Origin of the sequence: Methylobacterium sp. SyP6R, assembly GCF_019216885.1 — a bacterium.
Lineage (GTDB): Bacteria > Pseudomonadota > Alphaproteobacteria > Rhizobiales > Beijerinckiaceae > Methylobacterium.
Genome location: NZ_JAAQRC020000001.1, coordinates 5,936,426 through 5,951,253, shown reverse-complemented (window position 1 = coordinate 5,951,253; position 14,828 = coordinate 5,936,426). Strand labels below are relative to the sequence as shown.

16 protein-coding genes are annotated in these 14,828 nt (G+C 69.4%); 5 read left to right on the top strand and 11 right to left on the bottom strand.

Annotated features, from left to right (window positions below; translation table 11 throughout):
- Positions 1-348 precede the first annotated feature (348 nt).
- The gene (locus HBB12_RS27335; protein WP_236992242.1) at positions 349-765 is read left to right on the top strand and encodes an NADH:ubiquinone oxidoreductase subunit NDUFA12; all 417 of its coding nucleotides are present in this window, start codon (positions 349-351) and stop codon (positions 763-765) included.
- A gap of 221 nt (positions 766-986) precedes the next feature.
- Positions 987-1,658, top strand: a complete 672-nt coding sequence (locus HBB12_RS27330; protein WP_442919327.1) for a DUF2155 domain-containing protein — start codon at positions 987-989, stop codon at positions 1,656-1,658.
- Between the two features lie 224 nt (positions 1,659-1,882).
- Here HBB12_RS27330 and HBB12_RS34325 read toward each other — a convergent pair whose 3' ends face one another.
- Both HBB12_RS34325 and HBB12_RS27325 read right to left on the bottom strand, forming a co-directional pair.
- Positions 1,883-2,017, bottom strand: a complete 135-nt coding sequence (locus HBB12_RS34325) for a hypothetical protein (RefSeq protein WP_272913302.1) — start codon at positions 2,015-2,017, stop codon at positions 1,883-1,885.
- Positions 2,018-2,124: 107 nt separating this feature from the next.
- Positions 2,125-2,361, bottom strand: a complete 237-nt coding sequence (locus tag HBB12_RS27325; protein ID WP_236992240.1) for a hypothetical protein — start codon at positions 2,359-2,361, stop codon at positions 2,125-2,127.
- Between the two features lie 263 nt (positions 2,362-2,624).
- Between HBB12_RS27325 and HBB12_RS27320 the strand changes: the two genes are divergently transcribed.
- Positions 2,625-2,843, top strand: coding sequence for a DUF6894 family protein (locus tag HBB12_RS27320; RefSeq protein WP_236992239.1), 219 nt, complete (start codon positions 2,625-2,627; stop codon positions 2,841-2,843).
- Positions 2,844-3,270: 427 nt separating this feature from the next.
- On the opposite strand, the gene glyS is transcribed toward HBB12_RS27320, so the two are convergent.
- Together glyS and HBB12_RS27310 are read right to left on the bottom strand one after the other, a co-directional pair.
- Complete coding sequence (glyS, locus tag HBB12_RS27315; RefSeq protein ID WP_236992238.1) at positions 3,271-5,385, bottom strand: glycine--tRNA ligase subunit beta; 2,115 nt, start codon at positions 5,383-5,385, stop codon at positions 3,271-3,273.
- An 85-nt stretch (positions 5,386-5,470) separates the two neighbouring features.
- The gene (locus HBB12_RS27310) at positions 5,471-6,445 is read right to left on the bottom strand and encodes a glycine--tRNA ligase subunit alpha (RefSeq protein WP_236992237.1); all 975 of its coding nucleotides are present in this window, start codon (positions 6,443-6,445) and stop codon (positions 5,471-5,473) included.
- A 202-nt stretch (positions 6,446-6,647) separates the two neighbouring features.
- Here HBB12_RS27310 and HBB12_RS27305 point away from each other — a divergent pair, with 202 nt between their 5' ends.
- A complete protein-coding gene (locus HBB12_RS27305; RefSeq protein WP_236992236.1) occupies positions 6,648-6,863 on the top strand; it encodes a hypothetical protein in 216 nt (71 codons plus the stop codon).
- A gap of 228 nt (positions 6,864-7,091) precedes the next feature.
- Here the strand turns inward: HBB12_RS27305 and HBB12_RS27300 are convergent, their stop codons facing one another.
- From HBB12_RS27300 to HBB12_RS27280, 5 genes are all read right to left on the bottom strand, one after another.
- Entirely contained in the window at positions 7,092-7,976 is an 885-nt protein-coding gene (locus HBB12_RS27300; protein ID WP_236992235.1) for an SDR family oxidoreductase, read from the bottom strand.
- Between the two features lie 86 nt (positions 7,977-8,062).
- Positions 8,063-8,254 carry a DNA gyrase inhibitor YacG gene (locus HBB12_RS27295; RefSeq protein WP_236992234.1) on the bottom strand — a complete coding sequence of 64 codons (192 nt, stop codon included), beginning with the start codon at positions 8,252-8,254 and terminating at the stop codon, positions 8,063-8,065.
- Positions 8,255-8,516: 262 nt separating this feature from the next.
- Entirely contained in the window at positions 8,517-9,155 is a 639-nt protein-coding gene (locus HBB12_RS27290; RefSeq protein ID WP_236992233.1) for a Maf-like protein, read from the bottom strand.
- Between the two features lie 189 nt (positions 9,156-9,344).
- A complete protein-coding gene (locus tag HBB12_RS27285; protein ID WP_236992232.1) occupies positions 9,345-10,727 on the bottom strand; it encodes an MFS transporter in 1,383 nt (460 codons plus the stop codon).
- Between the two features lie 202 nt (positions 10,728-10,929).
- Complete coding sequence (locus tag HBB12_RS27280) at positions 10,930-11,787, bottom strand: shikimate dehydrogenase (RefSeq protein ID WP_236992231.1); 858 nt, start codon at positions 11,785-11,787, stop codon at positions 10,930-10,932.
- Between the two features lie 328 nt (positions 11,788-12,115).
- Between HBB12_RS27280 and HBB12_RS27275 the strand changes: the two genes are divergently transcribed.
- Positions 12,116-12,655, top strand: coding sequence for a carboxymuconolactone decarboxylase family protein (locus tag HBB12_RS27275; protein WP_236992230.1), 540 nt, complete (start codon positions 12,116-12,118; stop codon positions 12,653-12,655).
- 53 nt (positions 12,656-12,708) lie between these two features.
- Here the strand turns inward: HBB12_RS27275 and HBB12_RS27270 are convergent, their stop codons facing one another.
- Both HBB12_RS27270 and HBB12_RS27265 read right to left on the bottom strand, forming a co-directional pair.
- On the bottom strand, positions 12,709-13,617 hold the full coding sequence (locus tag HBB12_RS27270; protein ID WP_236992915.1) for a LysR family transcriptional regulator: 909 nt from the start codon (positions 13,615-13,617) through the stop codon (positions 12,709-12,711).
- A gap of 274 nt (positions 13,618-13,891) precedes the next feature.
- Entirely contained in the window at positions 13,892-14,809 is a 918-nt protein-coding gene (locus HBB12_RS27265) for a class I SAM-dependent DNA methyltransferase (RefSeq protein ID WP_236992229.1), read from the bottom strand.
- Positions 14,810-14,828 lie beyond the last annotated feature (19 nt).

Below are 14,828 nucleotides of genomic sequence, written 5' to 3'. Positions count from 1 at the left end.
CACACGTCAACAACTAGTGTCGACGGACTCCGTTCCTCCCTACATATAGTGTTAAGGGCCTGATTCCTGTGGATAGCGCCGAGGCCCGGCTTAAGCCCAGGACGGGCTTGGAAGAATCGCGGCGGGGCTGCGCGCCGCCCACAGCCGGCGCAAGCTCGGGTCCCCGACTTGTTCACAGATCGTTAGCAAATCGTGCCCCGAACCCGGCCGTGATCGCGCCCGGCGCAGGATCGCCATGCTGCGGCGCGGGACAGGCTGGACATCCGGGGGGCATCTCACCATAGTCCCGCGCGACGACGGGGGGCCTCCCTCCCAATCCCCGGGGGCGTTAGCCCAGAGACGGTCGCGATGGCGCTGAAAGACACCCTGCTTCGGATCTTCACCTGGTGGAGCGGCTCGACCGTCAGCCTGGAATTCTACACCAAGCGCCACGGCCAGTTCGTCGGCGAGGACGAGTTCGGCAACCGCTACCACCGCGCGCAAGGCCCGCTGATCGACCGCTCGGTCGGCCCGGAGCGGCGCTGGGTGATCTATAACGGCTATGCCGACGCCTCGAAGGTGCCGCCGGGCTGGCGCGGCTGGCTCTGCCACGCCACCGATGTCGCGCCCTCCGAGGAGACCTACGTGCCGCGCGAGTGGCAGAAGCCGCACGAGGAGAACCTGACCGGTACCGTGGCGGCCTACCGGCCGCGGGGCTCGCAGCTCTCCTACGGCCAGCGGCCGGCGGCGACCGGCGACTACGTGCCGTGGGTCCCGGGCGAGTAAGTGTCTCTCATGAAACTCCCGCCCGCTGCCCGGTGCCTGCTTCTGGCGGCATCGGCGCAGCGGGAGTTTCGTGAGGTGCACTAAGCCGCCCTTTTTCCACCATCCTCCTTGTGTCTATCGCGGGCGGGCCGATCCTGCCCGCGCGCCCCGTCGATCCGGGCGCGAGAGGCCTTCAAGATGGCCGCCGACTACCGAGCCGGGAGCGATTGGGTTTGAGCCGCATGACCGCACGCCGCGCCGCGGGCGCCTTCCTGCTCCTCCGCGGTATCGTTCTGGGCGGCGCCGTCCTGGGAGGCTCGTTCGCCTCTGCGCCGGCCCGGGCCGACAAGATCCGCAACCCGACCGCGGTCTTTGCCGGCCTCGACAAGATCACCGGCCGCACCGTCTCCTTCGAGGTGGCGGTGGACGAGACGGTGCAGTTCGGCGCGCTCCAGCTCACCCCGCGGGTCTGTTACACCCGTCCCCCGACCGAGAGCGCCAAGACCACGGCCTTCCTGGAGGTCGACGAGGTCACGCTGGAGAACAAGTACCGGCGGATCTTCACCGGCTGGATGTTCGCCTCGAGTCCGGGCCTGCACGCGATCGAGCATCCGATCTACGACGTGTGGCTGGTCGACTGCAAAGGCGGTACCGACCTCGTGGCCGAGCCGAAGGAGCAGGAGGACGCGCCGGTGGCCGCCGCCAAGCCCGAGGGCCGCAAGCGCCGCGAGCAGGCGCGGGGCGGCGACGAGGCGCCGCGCAGCCGCCAGGTCAACCGCCAGGGCCAGGTCGACGTCGAGCCCCTGCGCGGCACGCCGGTGCAGCCACGTCAGTCGCCGTCGCGGCGCTTCTTCCCGACCAATGACGGGCCGAAGCCGGGCGGCGTCGACCCGATGGATCCGAACCCGCGCTGAACGCTCGGCGGATTTGGCAACAATCGCCGCCGACCGCGCCTGAAGCCGCTGCGCAGGGCTGCGCGGCTCCGACCTCTGCGGGCTCGTTCCGAGGCCGAAAGATCCTCAAGCCTGCTTGACCTGATCGACAGTATTCATGCCTTCCTCGTCATCCCGGGCTCCGCTGCGCGGCCCTGGAATGACGAGGAAGGTTCTGGATCGAGAGAGATCGATCAAACAGGCTATCAGACCAGCATCGCGTTCAGCGCCACCGTCAGGGCCGCACCGACGACGGCGAAGCCGAAGAGCGTGACGCTGCTGACCTGATCGACGGAATCGACGTCGTGGCCGATGCGGTGCTCGGGGGAATTGGCGTTCACGGGATTCTCCTGATCGACGATCCTCGCGACCGAGGATTCCCGCACCAACGTCTCCCGAGGCTCGCCGGATCGGTCACGCCCGGGCCGCGTTTCGCCGCATGGGCCGATCATCCGACCTGACGCGTGCCCCCGTCATGCCCGTGGCTGGTGCCGATCACGCAGAGCGCCAGGCCGGCGATGCCCGCAAGGGTGCCGATCGGGGTCTGGAAGCGCCAGGAGGCATAGTAGCCGGCGCTGCCGATCACGACGCCGAGCAGGGTGAGCACGATGCTGCGGGCCGAGGCCCCCGGCTTGTCCGGATGTCTCCGCTTCTCGGGATGCGCTCGGGCGGAATCGTGCTGCATGGTCGGCCTGCCTTCGCCGCGCCGTGGTCCGTCGGCCGCCCGCAGGCGGTGGGAGAAGGGGGGCGGCCGCCCTCTCCCTTCGGAGGAACGCGGCAGGCGCGGAATCGCTCACGCTTGAGCGTGCAACTCGCCTTTTCCCTGACATGCCAGCCCGGAACCGGGCTGGTAACGTCAGGGCGTCGCACTCGCAATCGATCGGACGCGGGCCGGGCGGAGAGACCCGAACCGGGCTGCGTCCCGATCACCGACCGTGGTCAGACCTCATGCCGCAGCGCTATTTCTTCAACCTGGTCGGCCCCGCGCGTGCGATCGAGGACCCGACGGGCGTCGAGGCCGACACGGCCGACCAGGCTGAGACCGAAGCGCGGGCGGTCATCGCCGAGATGCGGGTGAGCGGCGACCTGCCGCTCCTCGGGGAGGGCTGGCAGCTGGAGATCCGCGACGGGGCCGGACGGCTGGTGCGCTCAATTCCCCTGGGTTGAGGGGCCGGATCCCGTCTGCAGCAGCACCTGACGCACATGGGAGCGGATGCGGGCGCTCGCCTGGGCGCCTGCGTCGTCCCGGCCGCCCGCATGCGGTGCGGATGCGTCCGGCGTCCGGGGAGCGTTCTGCTCCGTGGGTCGAGCCTTCCCGCCGAGCGACATCGTGGCTATCTCCTGCCTTCCATCACCGGTCCGACTCTCAGAACCTGCGCGCAGGGAACCACCGGCCGCGTCACCTCGCGGTGCGCTACGGCACAGGGCATTCCCTTCCGCCGGAGCGCGGCGCCGACGTGTCCTGTTGATGAGAATCGAACCGGTTGAGGTTGTACCGGTTCCCGGCGCCGACAAACAATGAAAAAGTCGTTAAACCGTTCCCTGGTGAAGTGCTGAGGCTCTTGTGCAACGCATCTTATGTTAGTTTTCGAACTCAGCGACCTTCGCCGCCGATGCGGGAGAAATCCGCCACCTCCCGGGTCGCCGCCCTGAGCGCATGGAGCAGAGCGAGACGATTGGCGCGCAACTGCGCGTCGTCGGCGTTCACCGTCACCTTGTCGAAGAAGGCGTCGACGGGCGCGCGTAAGCTCGAGAGCGCCCGCATCGCGCCCTCGAAATCCTCGACCGCGACCGCCCGGCCGGCTTCGGCGCCGGCTGTTCGCAGGGCGTCGGCGAGGGCCGCTTCCTCGGGCAGGTTCAGGAGGCCTTGGTCCGGCACCGCGTCGTAGGCGCGGCCGTCCTTCTTCTCCTCGATGCGCAGGATGTTGGCGGCGCGGCGGGAGCCGGCGAGCAGGTTCTTGCCGTCCTCGGTGTCGAGGAAGCGACCGAGCGCCTCGACGCGGCGCACCACCATCAGGAGGTCGTCCTGGCCCGGCAGGGCGAAGACGGCGTCGATGAGGTCGTGGCGGGCGCCCTGGTCGCGCAGGTAGACCTTCAGCCGGTCGGCGAAGAAGGCGAGGAGATCACCCGCGAAAGCCTCCGAGGCCTGGCCGTGTCCGGTGGCGGCGGTGGCGATCTGCGCCCGCAGGGGCAGCCGGGCCTCGCTCGCCAGGATGAGACGGATGACGCCGAGCGCCGCGCGGCGTAGCGCATAGGGGTCCTTGCTCCCCGTCGGCTTCTCGTCGATCGCCCAGAAGCCGACCAGGGTGTCGAGCTTGTCGGCGAGCGCCACCGCCGCCGAGACCGGCTCGGACGGCACCCGGTCGCTGGGGCCGAGGGGCTTGTAATGGTCCTCGATCGCCGCGGCGACCGCCGGGTCCTCGCCCTGCTCGGCGGCGTAGTAGCGGCCCATCAGGCCCTGCAACTCGGGGAACTCGCCGACCATCTCGGTGACGAGGTCGGCCTTGGCGAGCCGCGCGGCCCGCTCGGCGAGATCGGGATCTGCCCCGACCGACGGCGCCAGCGCCCGGGCGAGGCTGGCAATGCGCTCCACCCGCGCGGCTTGCGTGCCGAGCTTCTCGTGGAAGACGATGTTGTCGAGCTTAACGAGCCGGTCTTCCAGCCGCACCTTGCGGTCGGTCTCCCAGAAGAACGCCGCGTCCGAGAGGCGCGCCCGCACCACCCGCTCGTTGCCGGCGACGATCGCCGCGCCGCCGTCGGAGGCGACGAGGTTCGAGACCAGGATGAAGGCATTGGCCAGGCGCTCGCGCCCGTCCGGGCCGGGAGGCCTGCGCAGCACGAAGCACTTCTGGTTCGCCCGGATCGTGGCGCGGATCACCTCCGGGGGAATCGTCAGGAAGCGCTCGTCGAAGGCGCCCATCAGGGTCACCGGCCACTCGACGAGGCCCGCCACCTCTTCCAGCAGGCCCTCGTCCTCGACGAGGTCGAGGCCGCGGGCGAAGGCGAGGTCGCGGGCATCGTGCAGGATGATGTCCTTGCGCCGGTCCGCATCGAGCACCACGAAGGCCCGCTCCAGGGCCGGCAGGTAATCGGCGAAGCGGCGCACCTCGATCGGTTGCGGCGCCAGGAAGCGGTGCCCCCGCGTGGTCAGCCCGACCTCGACCCCGTCGATGGTGAACGGCACCACCTCGGGCGTCTCGGTCTCGGGGCCGAAGCTCGCGACGATCGAGTGCAGCGGCCGCACCCAGCGTAAGGAGCCGGGCTCGCGCGAGGCGGTGCCCCAGCGCATCGATTTCGGCCAGGGGAAGCTCTTGATGATGGCCGGGATGATCTCGGCCAGCACCTCAATCGTTTCGCGGCCGGGCCGCTCGATCACCGCGACGTAGAACTCGCCCTTCTTCGGATCGGAGACGATCTTCGCCTCGTCGAGGCTGGCGAGGCCGGCGCTCTTCAGGAAGCCCTGCACCGCGCCCTCGGGGGCGCCGACGCGGGGGCCTTTGCGCTCCTCACGCACGTCCTGGCCGCGGGCCGGCAGGCCGGCGACGTGGAGGGCGAGGCGGCGGGGCGTCGCGAAGGCCTTGGCGCCCTCGTACAGGAAGCCGCGCTCGACCAGCGCGTCGGTGACGAGCTTGCGCAGGTCCTCGGCCGCGCGCCGCTGCATGCGGGCGGGGATTTCCTCGGAGAAGAGTTCGAGCAGCAGGTCGGGCATCGGGCGGCCTCAAGGCTCTCACCAAGGAGAGCCCGAAATCGAGAGAAGGGTATGACGGGCGGTGTAAAGCCGGGCGGCGCGGCTGTCAGGCGACGGGTGATTCGCCGGCAAGGACGCCCGCACCGGCAAGCCCGCCCGCATCGGTGCGCCGCCAGGCTTCGCCGCAGGCCTTGGCCAGCTCGCGCACCCGCAGGATGTAGCTCTGGCGCTCGGTCACCGAGATCACCCCGCGCGCGTCGAGCAGGTTGAAGACGTGACTGGCCTTGATGCACTGGTCGTAGGCCGGCTGCGCCATGCGGTGGCGCGGATCGTTGCCGTTGGGCCCGGGCTCGCCGGCCTTGAGGTAGGCCCGGCAGGCGGCTTCCGCGTCGCGGAACTGCCGGAAGAGCATCTCGGTATCGGTGGCCTCGAAGTTGTGGCGCGAATATTCCTGCTCGGCTTGCAGGAACACGTCGCCATACGTGACCTTCTCGTCGCCCTCGCGGCCATTGAAGTTGAGGTCGTAGACGTTCTCAACGCCCTGGACGTACATCGCCAGGCGCTCGAGTCCGTAGGTCAGCTCGCCGGCGACCGGCGCGCATTCGAAGCCGGCGACCTGCTGGAAGTAGGTGAACTGGCTCACCTCCATCCCGTCGCACCAGCATTCCCAGCCGAGCCCCCAGGCGCCGAGCGTCGGGCTCTCCCAGTCGTCCTCGACGAAGCGGATGTCGTGCAGCCCGAGATCGACGCCGATCGCCTTCAGCGAATCGAGGTAGAGGTCCTGGAGGTTCGGCGGGTTCGGCTTCAGGATCACCTGGAACTGGTAATAGTGCTGGAGCCGGTTCGGGTTCTCGCCGTAGCGGCCGTCCTTCGGCCGGCGCGAGGGCTGCACGTAGGCCGCCTTCCAGGGCTTGGGGCCGAGCGCCCGCAGGGTGGTGGCCGGATGGAACGTGCCTGCCCCGACCTCCATGTCGTAGGGCTGGAGGATCACGCAGCCCTGCGCGGCCCAGAACCGCTGGAGCGTCAGGATCAGCCCCTGGAACGAGCGGGTCGGCTGGAGGTCGGCGTCGGTGGCGGTCATGGTCTCGCGGGTTCGGCTCGGGCGCTATCGTGGCGGGGAGCCTTAGAACCGGCAGCCCCCGAGTCAAGCAGGCGTGCGCCGCCGCACCCGTTCGCCGGTGTGGCGGAACCGTGGCACGGTCAAGCTCGTTGACAGTACAGATCAGACGATGACGCCGCCGGATGCGTCCGGAGACTTGGCGCGAAACTCGGGGAGACTGTCCGTGACGAACCGCCTGACCTTGGTTGCCACCGCCGCTCTCCTCTCCCTGATCGCGACCCCGCTGGTGGTGCGGGCGGGTGCGGATGCGCCGAAGAGCGAGCCCGTCGCCGTCGCCGTTGCCGCCGAAGCCACGGTCGCACCCGAGGCGCCGGCTCCGGCCTGCCGGACGGTGCGGGTGGTCTATGCCGGCTATGGGGCGCCGGCCTGCGCGCGGTGAAAAGCTCGTCTCGACTCAAGACGAAGGCATCCGTCGTCATCCCGGGGCCGCGAAGCGGAACCCGGGATCAATAAACGCTGACAAGACAGGATGAAGCGGAGTCGTTTCCGCTTTTTTTCTTCTACGCTGGCGGTGATGGATCCCGGGTTCTCGTCTTCGACGGGCCCCGGGGATCACGTCGTGACATGCTCGGTGTGTCAATCACTCGGCGACGTTCGTCTCATCCTCTCACAGCACCGGCATCGCCCCCGCCACCGTCACCAGCGCCCCCGACGTGTAGCTGCTTTCGTCCGAGGCCAGCATGACGTAGGCCGAGGCCAGTTCCGCCGGCTGGCCGGGGCGGCCGAACGGCACCTGGCTGCCGAAGGACTTGACGGAATCCTCCTCCATCCCGGACGGGATGAACGGCGTCCAGATCGGGCCCGGCAGCACGCCGTTCACCCGCACGCCCTTCTCGGCCAAGAGCTGCGCCAGGCTCAGCACCAGGTTGCTGAGCGCCCCCTTGGTGGCGCTGTAGGCGAGCAGGGACGGCATCGGGTGCTTGGAATTCACTGACGAGGTGAAGATCACCGAGGCGCCGGGCTTGAGATGCGCCATCGCCGCCTTGGTGACGGTGAACGATCCGAAGACGTTGGTGCGGAAATGGTCCTCGAAGACCTGGTCGTCGATCGATGCCAGGTCCTGGTTCGGCTGCTGGAAGGCGCCGTTGTTGACCACCACGTCGAGACGGCCGAAGGTCTCGGCGGTGCGGGCGACGATCTCGCGGCAATAGGCCCTGTCCTTGAGGTCGCCCGGCAGCAGCAGCGCCCGGCGCCCGGCCTTCTCGACCCATCCGGCCACCGCCTCGGCGTCTCCCTGCTCGGAGGGCAGGTAGGAGATCGCCACGTCGGCGCCCTCGCGGGCATACGCGATGGCAACCGCCCGGCCGATGCCGGAATCGCCTCCGGTGATCAGGGCCGCCCGGCCGGCGAGCTTAGCCGATCCCTTGTAGCTCGCCTCGCCGTGGTCGGGCTCCGGCTTCATCCGCCCGGTCAGGCCGGGAAAGCTCTGCGGCTGGCCCTCGAAGGGCGGACGGGGATGCTTTGTGAGGGGGTTGGGGAAGTCGGACGACATGAGGGACGGCTCCGGCTGTCGGTTGCGTGAGGCCGCCGTCAACCGGGCAGGCCTCCGGCCGTTCCCTGCTCTCCCTCAGTATCCTCTCACTCTTCTCGGGAGCCGTCGTCCTGACCGAGGGCGTCCTCGTCGCGGCCGGGGATCGCGTAGCGCCCGCTGAGCCAGCGCTGCAGGTCCACGTCGGCGCAGCGCGTGGAACAGAACGGCTTGGAGGCCGGGGTCGCCGGCTTGCCGCAGATCGGGCAGGCGGGCGAAGCACTGTCGTTATCGCGCGTCATCGATCGCGACTCCTCTTGAAGCTTTTCCGACGAACAATCGAAGAAATCGTAAAATCGAATTCACCCTCCTCGCGACCTCATCCTGAGGTGCGAACGAAGTGAGCCTCGAAGGAGGGCTCCCAGAAGTCTCAGCGATCTCTGGAGCCCTCCTTCGAGGCCAGTCGATCTTCGATCGACCAACACCTCAGGATGAGGTTGAGGATGGGGAAAACCGCCTCAGCGCCTCGGCAATCGACCGGAGCCTCTTGGTGCTCAGGCCGCGTCACGCCCAAGCGCCGCGGACCGGATAGCCCTCGCCTTCGAGCAGCCCGACCGTCTCGTAGAGCGGCAGGCCGACCACCGCGCTGTAGGAGCCGACGAGCTTGACCACGAAGGAGCCGGCGAGGCCCTGGATCGCGTAGCCGCCGGCCTTGCCGCGCCACTCGCCGCTGGCGAGATAGGCCTCGATCTCCTTGGCCGAGAGGCGCTTGAACCGCACCCGGGTCTCGACCAACCGCTCCCGCGGCTTGTCCTTCGGGCCGATGACGCAGACCGCCGTATAGACCCGGTGGGCCCGGCCGGAGAGGAGCCGCATGCACTCCGCCGCCTCGTCGGTCACCTCGGCCTTCGGCAGGATGCGCCGGCCCACCGCCACCACGGTGTCGGCCGCCACCACGTAGCCCTGGCGCAGCTCCTCGGTGCCGCGCGCCGCCGCCACCGCCACGTCGAGCTTGGCCCGGGCGAGCCGGCGCACCAGGTCGCGGGGCTTCTCGGCCTTCAGCGGCGCCTCGTCGAGGTCGGCCGGCAGCAGGGCGTCCGGCTCCAGCCCCGCCTGCTGCAGCAGCGCGAGGCGTCGGGGCGAGGCCGAGGCGAGGACGAGCTTCGGGCGCGCGGCCTGCGGGATCGGGGAGGTCTCGGTCATGAGGCGCCGTGTCTCGAAGGGGATGCCATGCCCGATGCCCTATCTGGCCGGCGAAATCCAGCATCGCGGGTCGAGGTTTACGCGCGGGGCCCGCACCGCCGGCCGGAACGGAGGCGGGCCGGACGCTGTCCGCGCCCGGCCCACCCATCTCCCTGCCGGTCGGCCCGGGACGCGCCCGGGCCGATCTCGTCAGGCCATCGCCTCGTTGCGCAGCCGTTCGTAATCCGACTTCGCCAGCGGCACTGCGCGGGGCTGGCCGAGCTCCTTCATCGGGATGCGGTAGGTCTCCCGGGCGCTGAAGGCCGCCGCCGCCGCCACCGCGGTGATCGCCAGCGTGATGGCGCCGATGGTGAGCGGGATGTTGGTCGAGCCGGGAGGCGCCACGGTGGCGAACAGGGCCGGCAGCATCGCCGTGATGGCGGTGCCGACATTCTGCGAGATCGCCATCGCGGAGACGCGGGTGCGGGTCGGGAACAGCTCGGGGTAGAAGCTCGGGAAGACCGCGTTGTAGCCCTGGTAGACCACGCCCCACATCAGCAGCGACATCACGATCGCCAGCGGCACGTTGGCGATGCTGATGGCATACAGGTAGCCGAAGGACAGCAGGCCGGAGCCGAGCGCGCCGACGATGATCGGCAGGCGGCGGCCGATCTTGTCCGACAGGTTGCCGACATACGGGATCACGATCACCGCCAGGATGTTCCCGAGCACCGGGATCCAGAGATACACGTCCTTGTGGAAGCCGACGCCGTAGGCCGCCTGGACCGCGTAGGCCGCGCCGAAGATGGTGGTGACCACCGGGATCACGTTCATCAGCGCCATGCACACCACCCGCAGCATGTCGGCCCAGGAGGTGGCGAAGGCCTCGACGACCGGCGCGCGGGCGACCGCGCCCTGGGTCTCCTCGGCGGCGAAGGCCGGGGTCTCGTCGACCTCGCGGCGGATGATGTAGCCGGCGATGATGACGAGGAAGCTCAGGAGGAACGGGATGCGCCAGCCCCAGGAGTTGAACGCCTCGGTCGGCATGTAGTGGGCGAGCGGCAGAAAGACCGCGGCGGCCAGGATCTGGCCGGCCTGCACGCCCTGCAGGGTGAAGCTGGCGAAGAAGCCGCGGCGGCCGAACGGCGCGTGCTCCATGGTCATCGAGCTCGCGCCCGAGATCTCGCCGGCGACGGCGAAGCCCTGGATCAGCCGCAGGATGACGAGCAGGATCGGGGCGAGGATGCCGACCTGGCTGTAGGTGGGCAGGAGGCCGACCGCGATGGTCGAGAAGCCCATCAGGAACATGCATACGATGAGCACGTGCTTGCGGCCGTGGGTGTCGCCCCAATGGCCGAGCACGAAGGCGCCGATCGGCCGGCTGACGTAGCCGACGCCGTAGGTGGCGAGCGAGGCCACGATCGCCACGGTCGGGTTGTTGGACGGGAAGAACAGCTGCGGGAAGATCAGCGAGGCCGCCGTCGCGTAGATGAAGAAGTCGTAATACTCGAGCGCCGAGCCGATCCAGCCGCTCGCCGCAGCCTTCTTCGATTGTGCTCGGTCGTGGACGTGGTCGCCTGGTATCGCACTCATCGGTTGTTCCTCCGGTGTTCGACAGGATTGGTGCCGCCTTCGCAAGCCGGGCGGCATTGGGTCAGCTTGGTTTTTCTTAGAGGGTAGCGAGCCGAATGGCGTAAAGTAAAGATCAATCAAGGCCTGTTTGCGCATTTCCATATCCGGCCCCGAAATGCAAGGGCGCCCCCGGGCTTGCTCCCAGGGATCGGGCGGCGAAGGTTCAGGCGGCGAGCGGTGCCACCGCCCGGTCGAAGGCCCGCTCCATGGCGGAGGCCGGCGCCTCGCGGCCGGTGAACAGCGCGAAGGCGTCGAGGGCCTGATGAATGGCGAGTTCGCGTCCCGTCATGGTGCGGGCGCCGATCCGGGCCGCCTCGGTCAGGAGGGGCGTCCAGAGCGGTGAGTAGACCGCATCGGCCACCCAGAGGCCGGGATGGAGCAGGCCGAGGGGCACCGGCGTGCCGCGATCCGGCAGCATGCCGATCGGCGTGCCGTTGACGATGCCGCTTGCGCCCTCGACCGCCTCCTCGACCCGGCGGCAGACCCGCACCGGTGCCTGTCCTGCGAGGGCGCCGGCCACCGCCTCGGCCTTGGCCGGGTCGGCATCGACCAGCCGGACCTCGACGCCGGGCAGGCCGGCGAGCGCCACCGCGACCGCCTTGCCGACGCCGCCGGCGCCGATCAGCGCCACCGGGCCTTCGGGTGCAGGCCCGAAGGCCTGGGTGAGGGCGCGGGCGAAACCGGTCGTGTCGGTGTTGTGGCCGATGAGCCGCCCGTCCCGGACCACGATCGTGTTGACGGCACCGACGGCACGCGCCCCCGGCGACAGGGCGTCGAGGACGGGCAGGACCCGTTCCTTGTAGGGGAAGGTGACGTTGACGCCCGAAAATCCGATCGGGGCGAGGGCGGAGAGCAGGGTGCGCAACTGCGCGTCGTCGGCGTTCGCAACGTCGATGAGCTGGTAATGGGCCCGCAGGCCGACCGCCTCGGCGGCGGCCTCGTGCATCGCCGGCGAGGCCGAATGGGCGATCGGCGAGCCGATCAGGCCGAGCAGGATGGGTCTGGCGTGTCCGTGAGCCATGGTGTGCGGCCCCTCAATGGTGCGCCCGCCCGTGGCGAGCTCTCCCTGGGCTGCACAATATCTCCATGGCGCTCGCATCCTGAGTACCAAGTTGCATGCCGATCATAACATCATGTTACGGTGAGGCCTCGGAACTCGATCGGATCAACGATGCGGGGGCTGCCTTTCCGGGACGATGGGCGCGACACTGCGGTGTGCGCATCGCCGAGAATGCCGACTCCCACCTTCCGGCGTCCTTGTCACAAAAGTCCATGGGGAGTCGTGCCACTCGACGATTGAGTGCCGCGACAGGCGGCACTCGGTCATCTCTTGCAGAAGCCGCACTCCCATGCTGCTTACCAAGATCGCCATCTGCCTCATCGGTCGGGCGGAACGGCGCGTTGGTGTCGGTTTCGATTACGTCCGCAGAATTGCGCAAATCGATCTTGGCCTGCTCAGGCGTTACAACAAGATTTTTGGATTTCTCGATCCCAACACGAAGGTGCCGGCTCGGGCGTATCACGCCGCTCGTCTCCGCGGTGCGATCGCGGCGGATTGCGGCACGTGCGTCGCGGCCGAGATCAACCTTGCCCTCGGCGCAGGAATCGACGGCGCCATCGTCGATCGAATCGTTTCCGGAAATTATCAGGATCTTCCCGAGGACATTGCCGCCGTCGCGACCTTGGCGGACGCGGTCGACGGGCGGCGCGACGATGCGCCGGAGGTGCGCGACGCCGTCAGGCGAGCCTACGGCGATACCGGGCTGGTCGAAGTCGCGTTTGCCATGAACGGCACTGCACTGTTGCCCTGGATCAAGCGTGCGATGGGGTTCGCCGTCGCCTGCGATCTGGAGATATTGCGCAAGCAGGCGCGGCGCCGATGCGCCTGAAATCCGCAGCAATCATCGTCGCCTGGGGCGAGCCGGATGCTCCGGGCCGCACGTCACGGTCCGGGCCGCACCTGTCCCGGTCGCGCCATCTCCTCCCGCAGGAAGCGCACGAAGCTTCCGGCAAACATGCTGAGGGCGGTGCCGGCCTTCATGGCGATCCAGGTCTCGAAGACCGGCCCCTCCTCGATCGGCAGCACGCGGATGCCCGGGACGGCGTCGTACGCGATGGTGAACTGGTCGATCACCGCGATGCCGAGGCCCGCCCGCACCAGCGAGCACACCGTCGAGCCGAACCGGGCCCGGATGGTGATCCCGTATGACAGGCCGCGGGCGCGAAAAATGTCGGACATGATCCGGCCGTAGGGGTCGTTCGGGTCGATGCCGATCAGGGGATGGCGCACGATCTCCTCGGCCGAGATCGAGGAGCGGCCCGCGAGCGGATGGTCGAGCGGCACGATGCAGAACAGGCCGCCGCGGGCGAGCGGCTCGAAGGTCAGGGCCGGGTGATCGAGGCGGTAGCTCATCGCCACCACCTCGCCCTTGCCCAGCAGCAGGTAGTCGATCGCCTCCTCGAGCTTGAGGATGTTGATGTCGATGACGAGGTGCGGATAGGCCGCCCGCACCCGCTCGATCGCGCGGGGCACCATCACGTGCGAGATCGACGGCACCGAGCCGATCGACAATTCCTGGCCCGCGCCGCCTTGCGTGCGCTCCAGGACGAAGCGCAGGTCCTCGATCTTGTCGAAGACGGCGTTGATCTGCGCGAAGACGTGGCGCGCCTGCTCGGACGGCACCAGGCGTCCGCCCCGCCGGTCGAACAGGCGGAAGCCGAGCGAGGCCTCGGTGTACTTCATCAGCCGGCTGATGCCCGGCGCGGAGACATTGAGGAGCCTCGCCGCACCCGCGATGGTCCCGGTCACCATCACGGCGCGGGCGACCTCGATCTGGCGCAGGGTCAGCATCCTTGGTCCTTCGCGCATGGTCCGGTCTCGCCCCGGATGGGCGGAAATGCCGGCGCGAGGCAAATGCGGCCGGGATTCGTTCCGCCAAGGGGCCAGAGCGCCTCGCGATGGCGTTGCCATCGCGAATCTCTCTAGGATTCTTGATTTCGCAGCATTTTCTACGACTAGCCGGTATCCACCCCGTCGGAAAATGCTCTGAGGCAGTGCTGCATCGGGGCATCGGCTGGCCCACGCCCGTGCCGGGCTCTTGGCTCTCCCGCTCCTTGGCTCCGGCTCAGCGCGCCAGCACCGCGAGCCATCCCGGCACCCCGGCGCCGTTCTGGCGCCGGATCTCCGCCGGCTCCAGCAGCGCGACGGCGAGCCCGGCCGTCTCCGCCGCCTCGCGCAGGGTCGCGACGCCGTGGGCGTAGCGCCCATCGGCCCCGAGCACGGCGCCGCGCTCGCCCGGATGCCCCTGCACCGTGAAGGCGAACAGCCCGCCGGCCGCCAGCACCCGGGCCGCCTCCGTGAGGACCGGGCCGATCTCGCGCAGGTAGATGAACACGTCGGCCGCCACCGCGAGGTCGGCGCTCGCGGGCGGCTCTGCCCCTAAGAAATCCCGCAGGTCGCCCTCGTGCAGGCGGGCATAGAGGCCGGTGCGCCGGGCCTCGGCCAGCATCCGGGGCGAGAGATCGATGCCGGCGAGCGACCCGGCGATTCCCTCCAGCGCGCGCGCCATCAGGCCAGTGCCGCAGCCGAGATCGAGGACGCGCGAGAAGAACAGGTCGGGGCCCCGCAGGCGCTCCAGGGCCGTGCGGATCAGCGCCGGGCCGCAATAGCCGAGCCCCTCGACCAGATGGCGCTCGAAGCGGCCGGCATAGCCGTCGAACAGGGCGCGGATATAGGCCGGCGAGATCGCGTCCTCGGCCGTCTCGCCGAGTTCCGCCAGATGCAGGCGGGCGCCCAACGCATCCTCCGGATCGAGGGCGAGGGCGGCCCGGAACGCTTCCGCGGCCCCTGCCCGCAGAGCCGGATCGGCGGCGCGGGCGCGGCCGATGAGCAGCCAGGCCGGGCCGTAGCCGGGCACCCGTTCCAGCACCTGGCCCGCGAGGTCGGCGGCGGCCTGCGCATCGCCCTCGGCCAGGGCGGCTTCGGCCCAGGCATAGCGGCGGTCGGCGAGGAGGTCGCCGGAGGAGCGGGCGGGGGCGGGCATCGCTGAGGGGCCTTCGGGC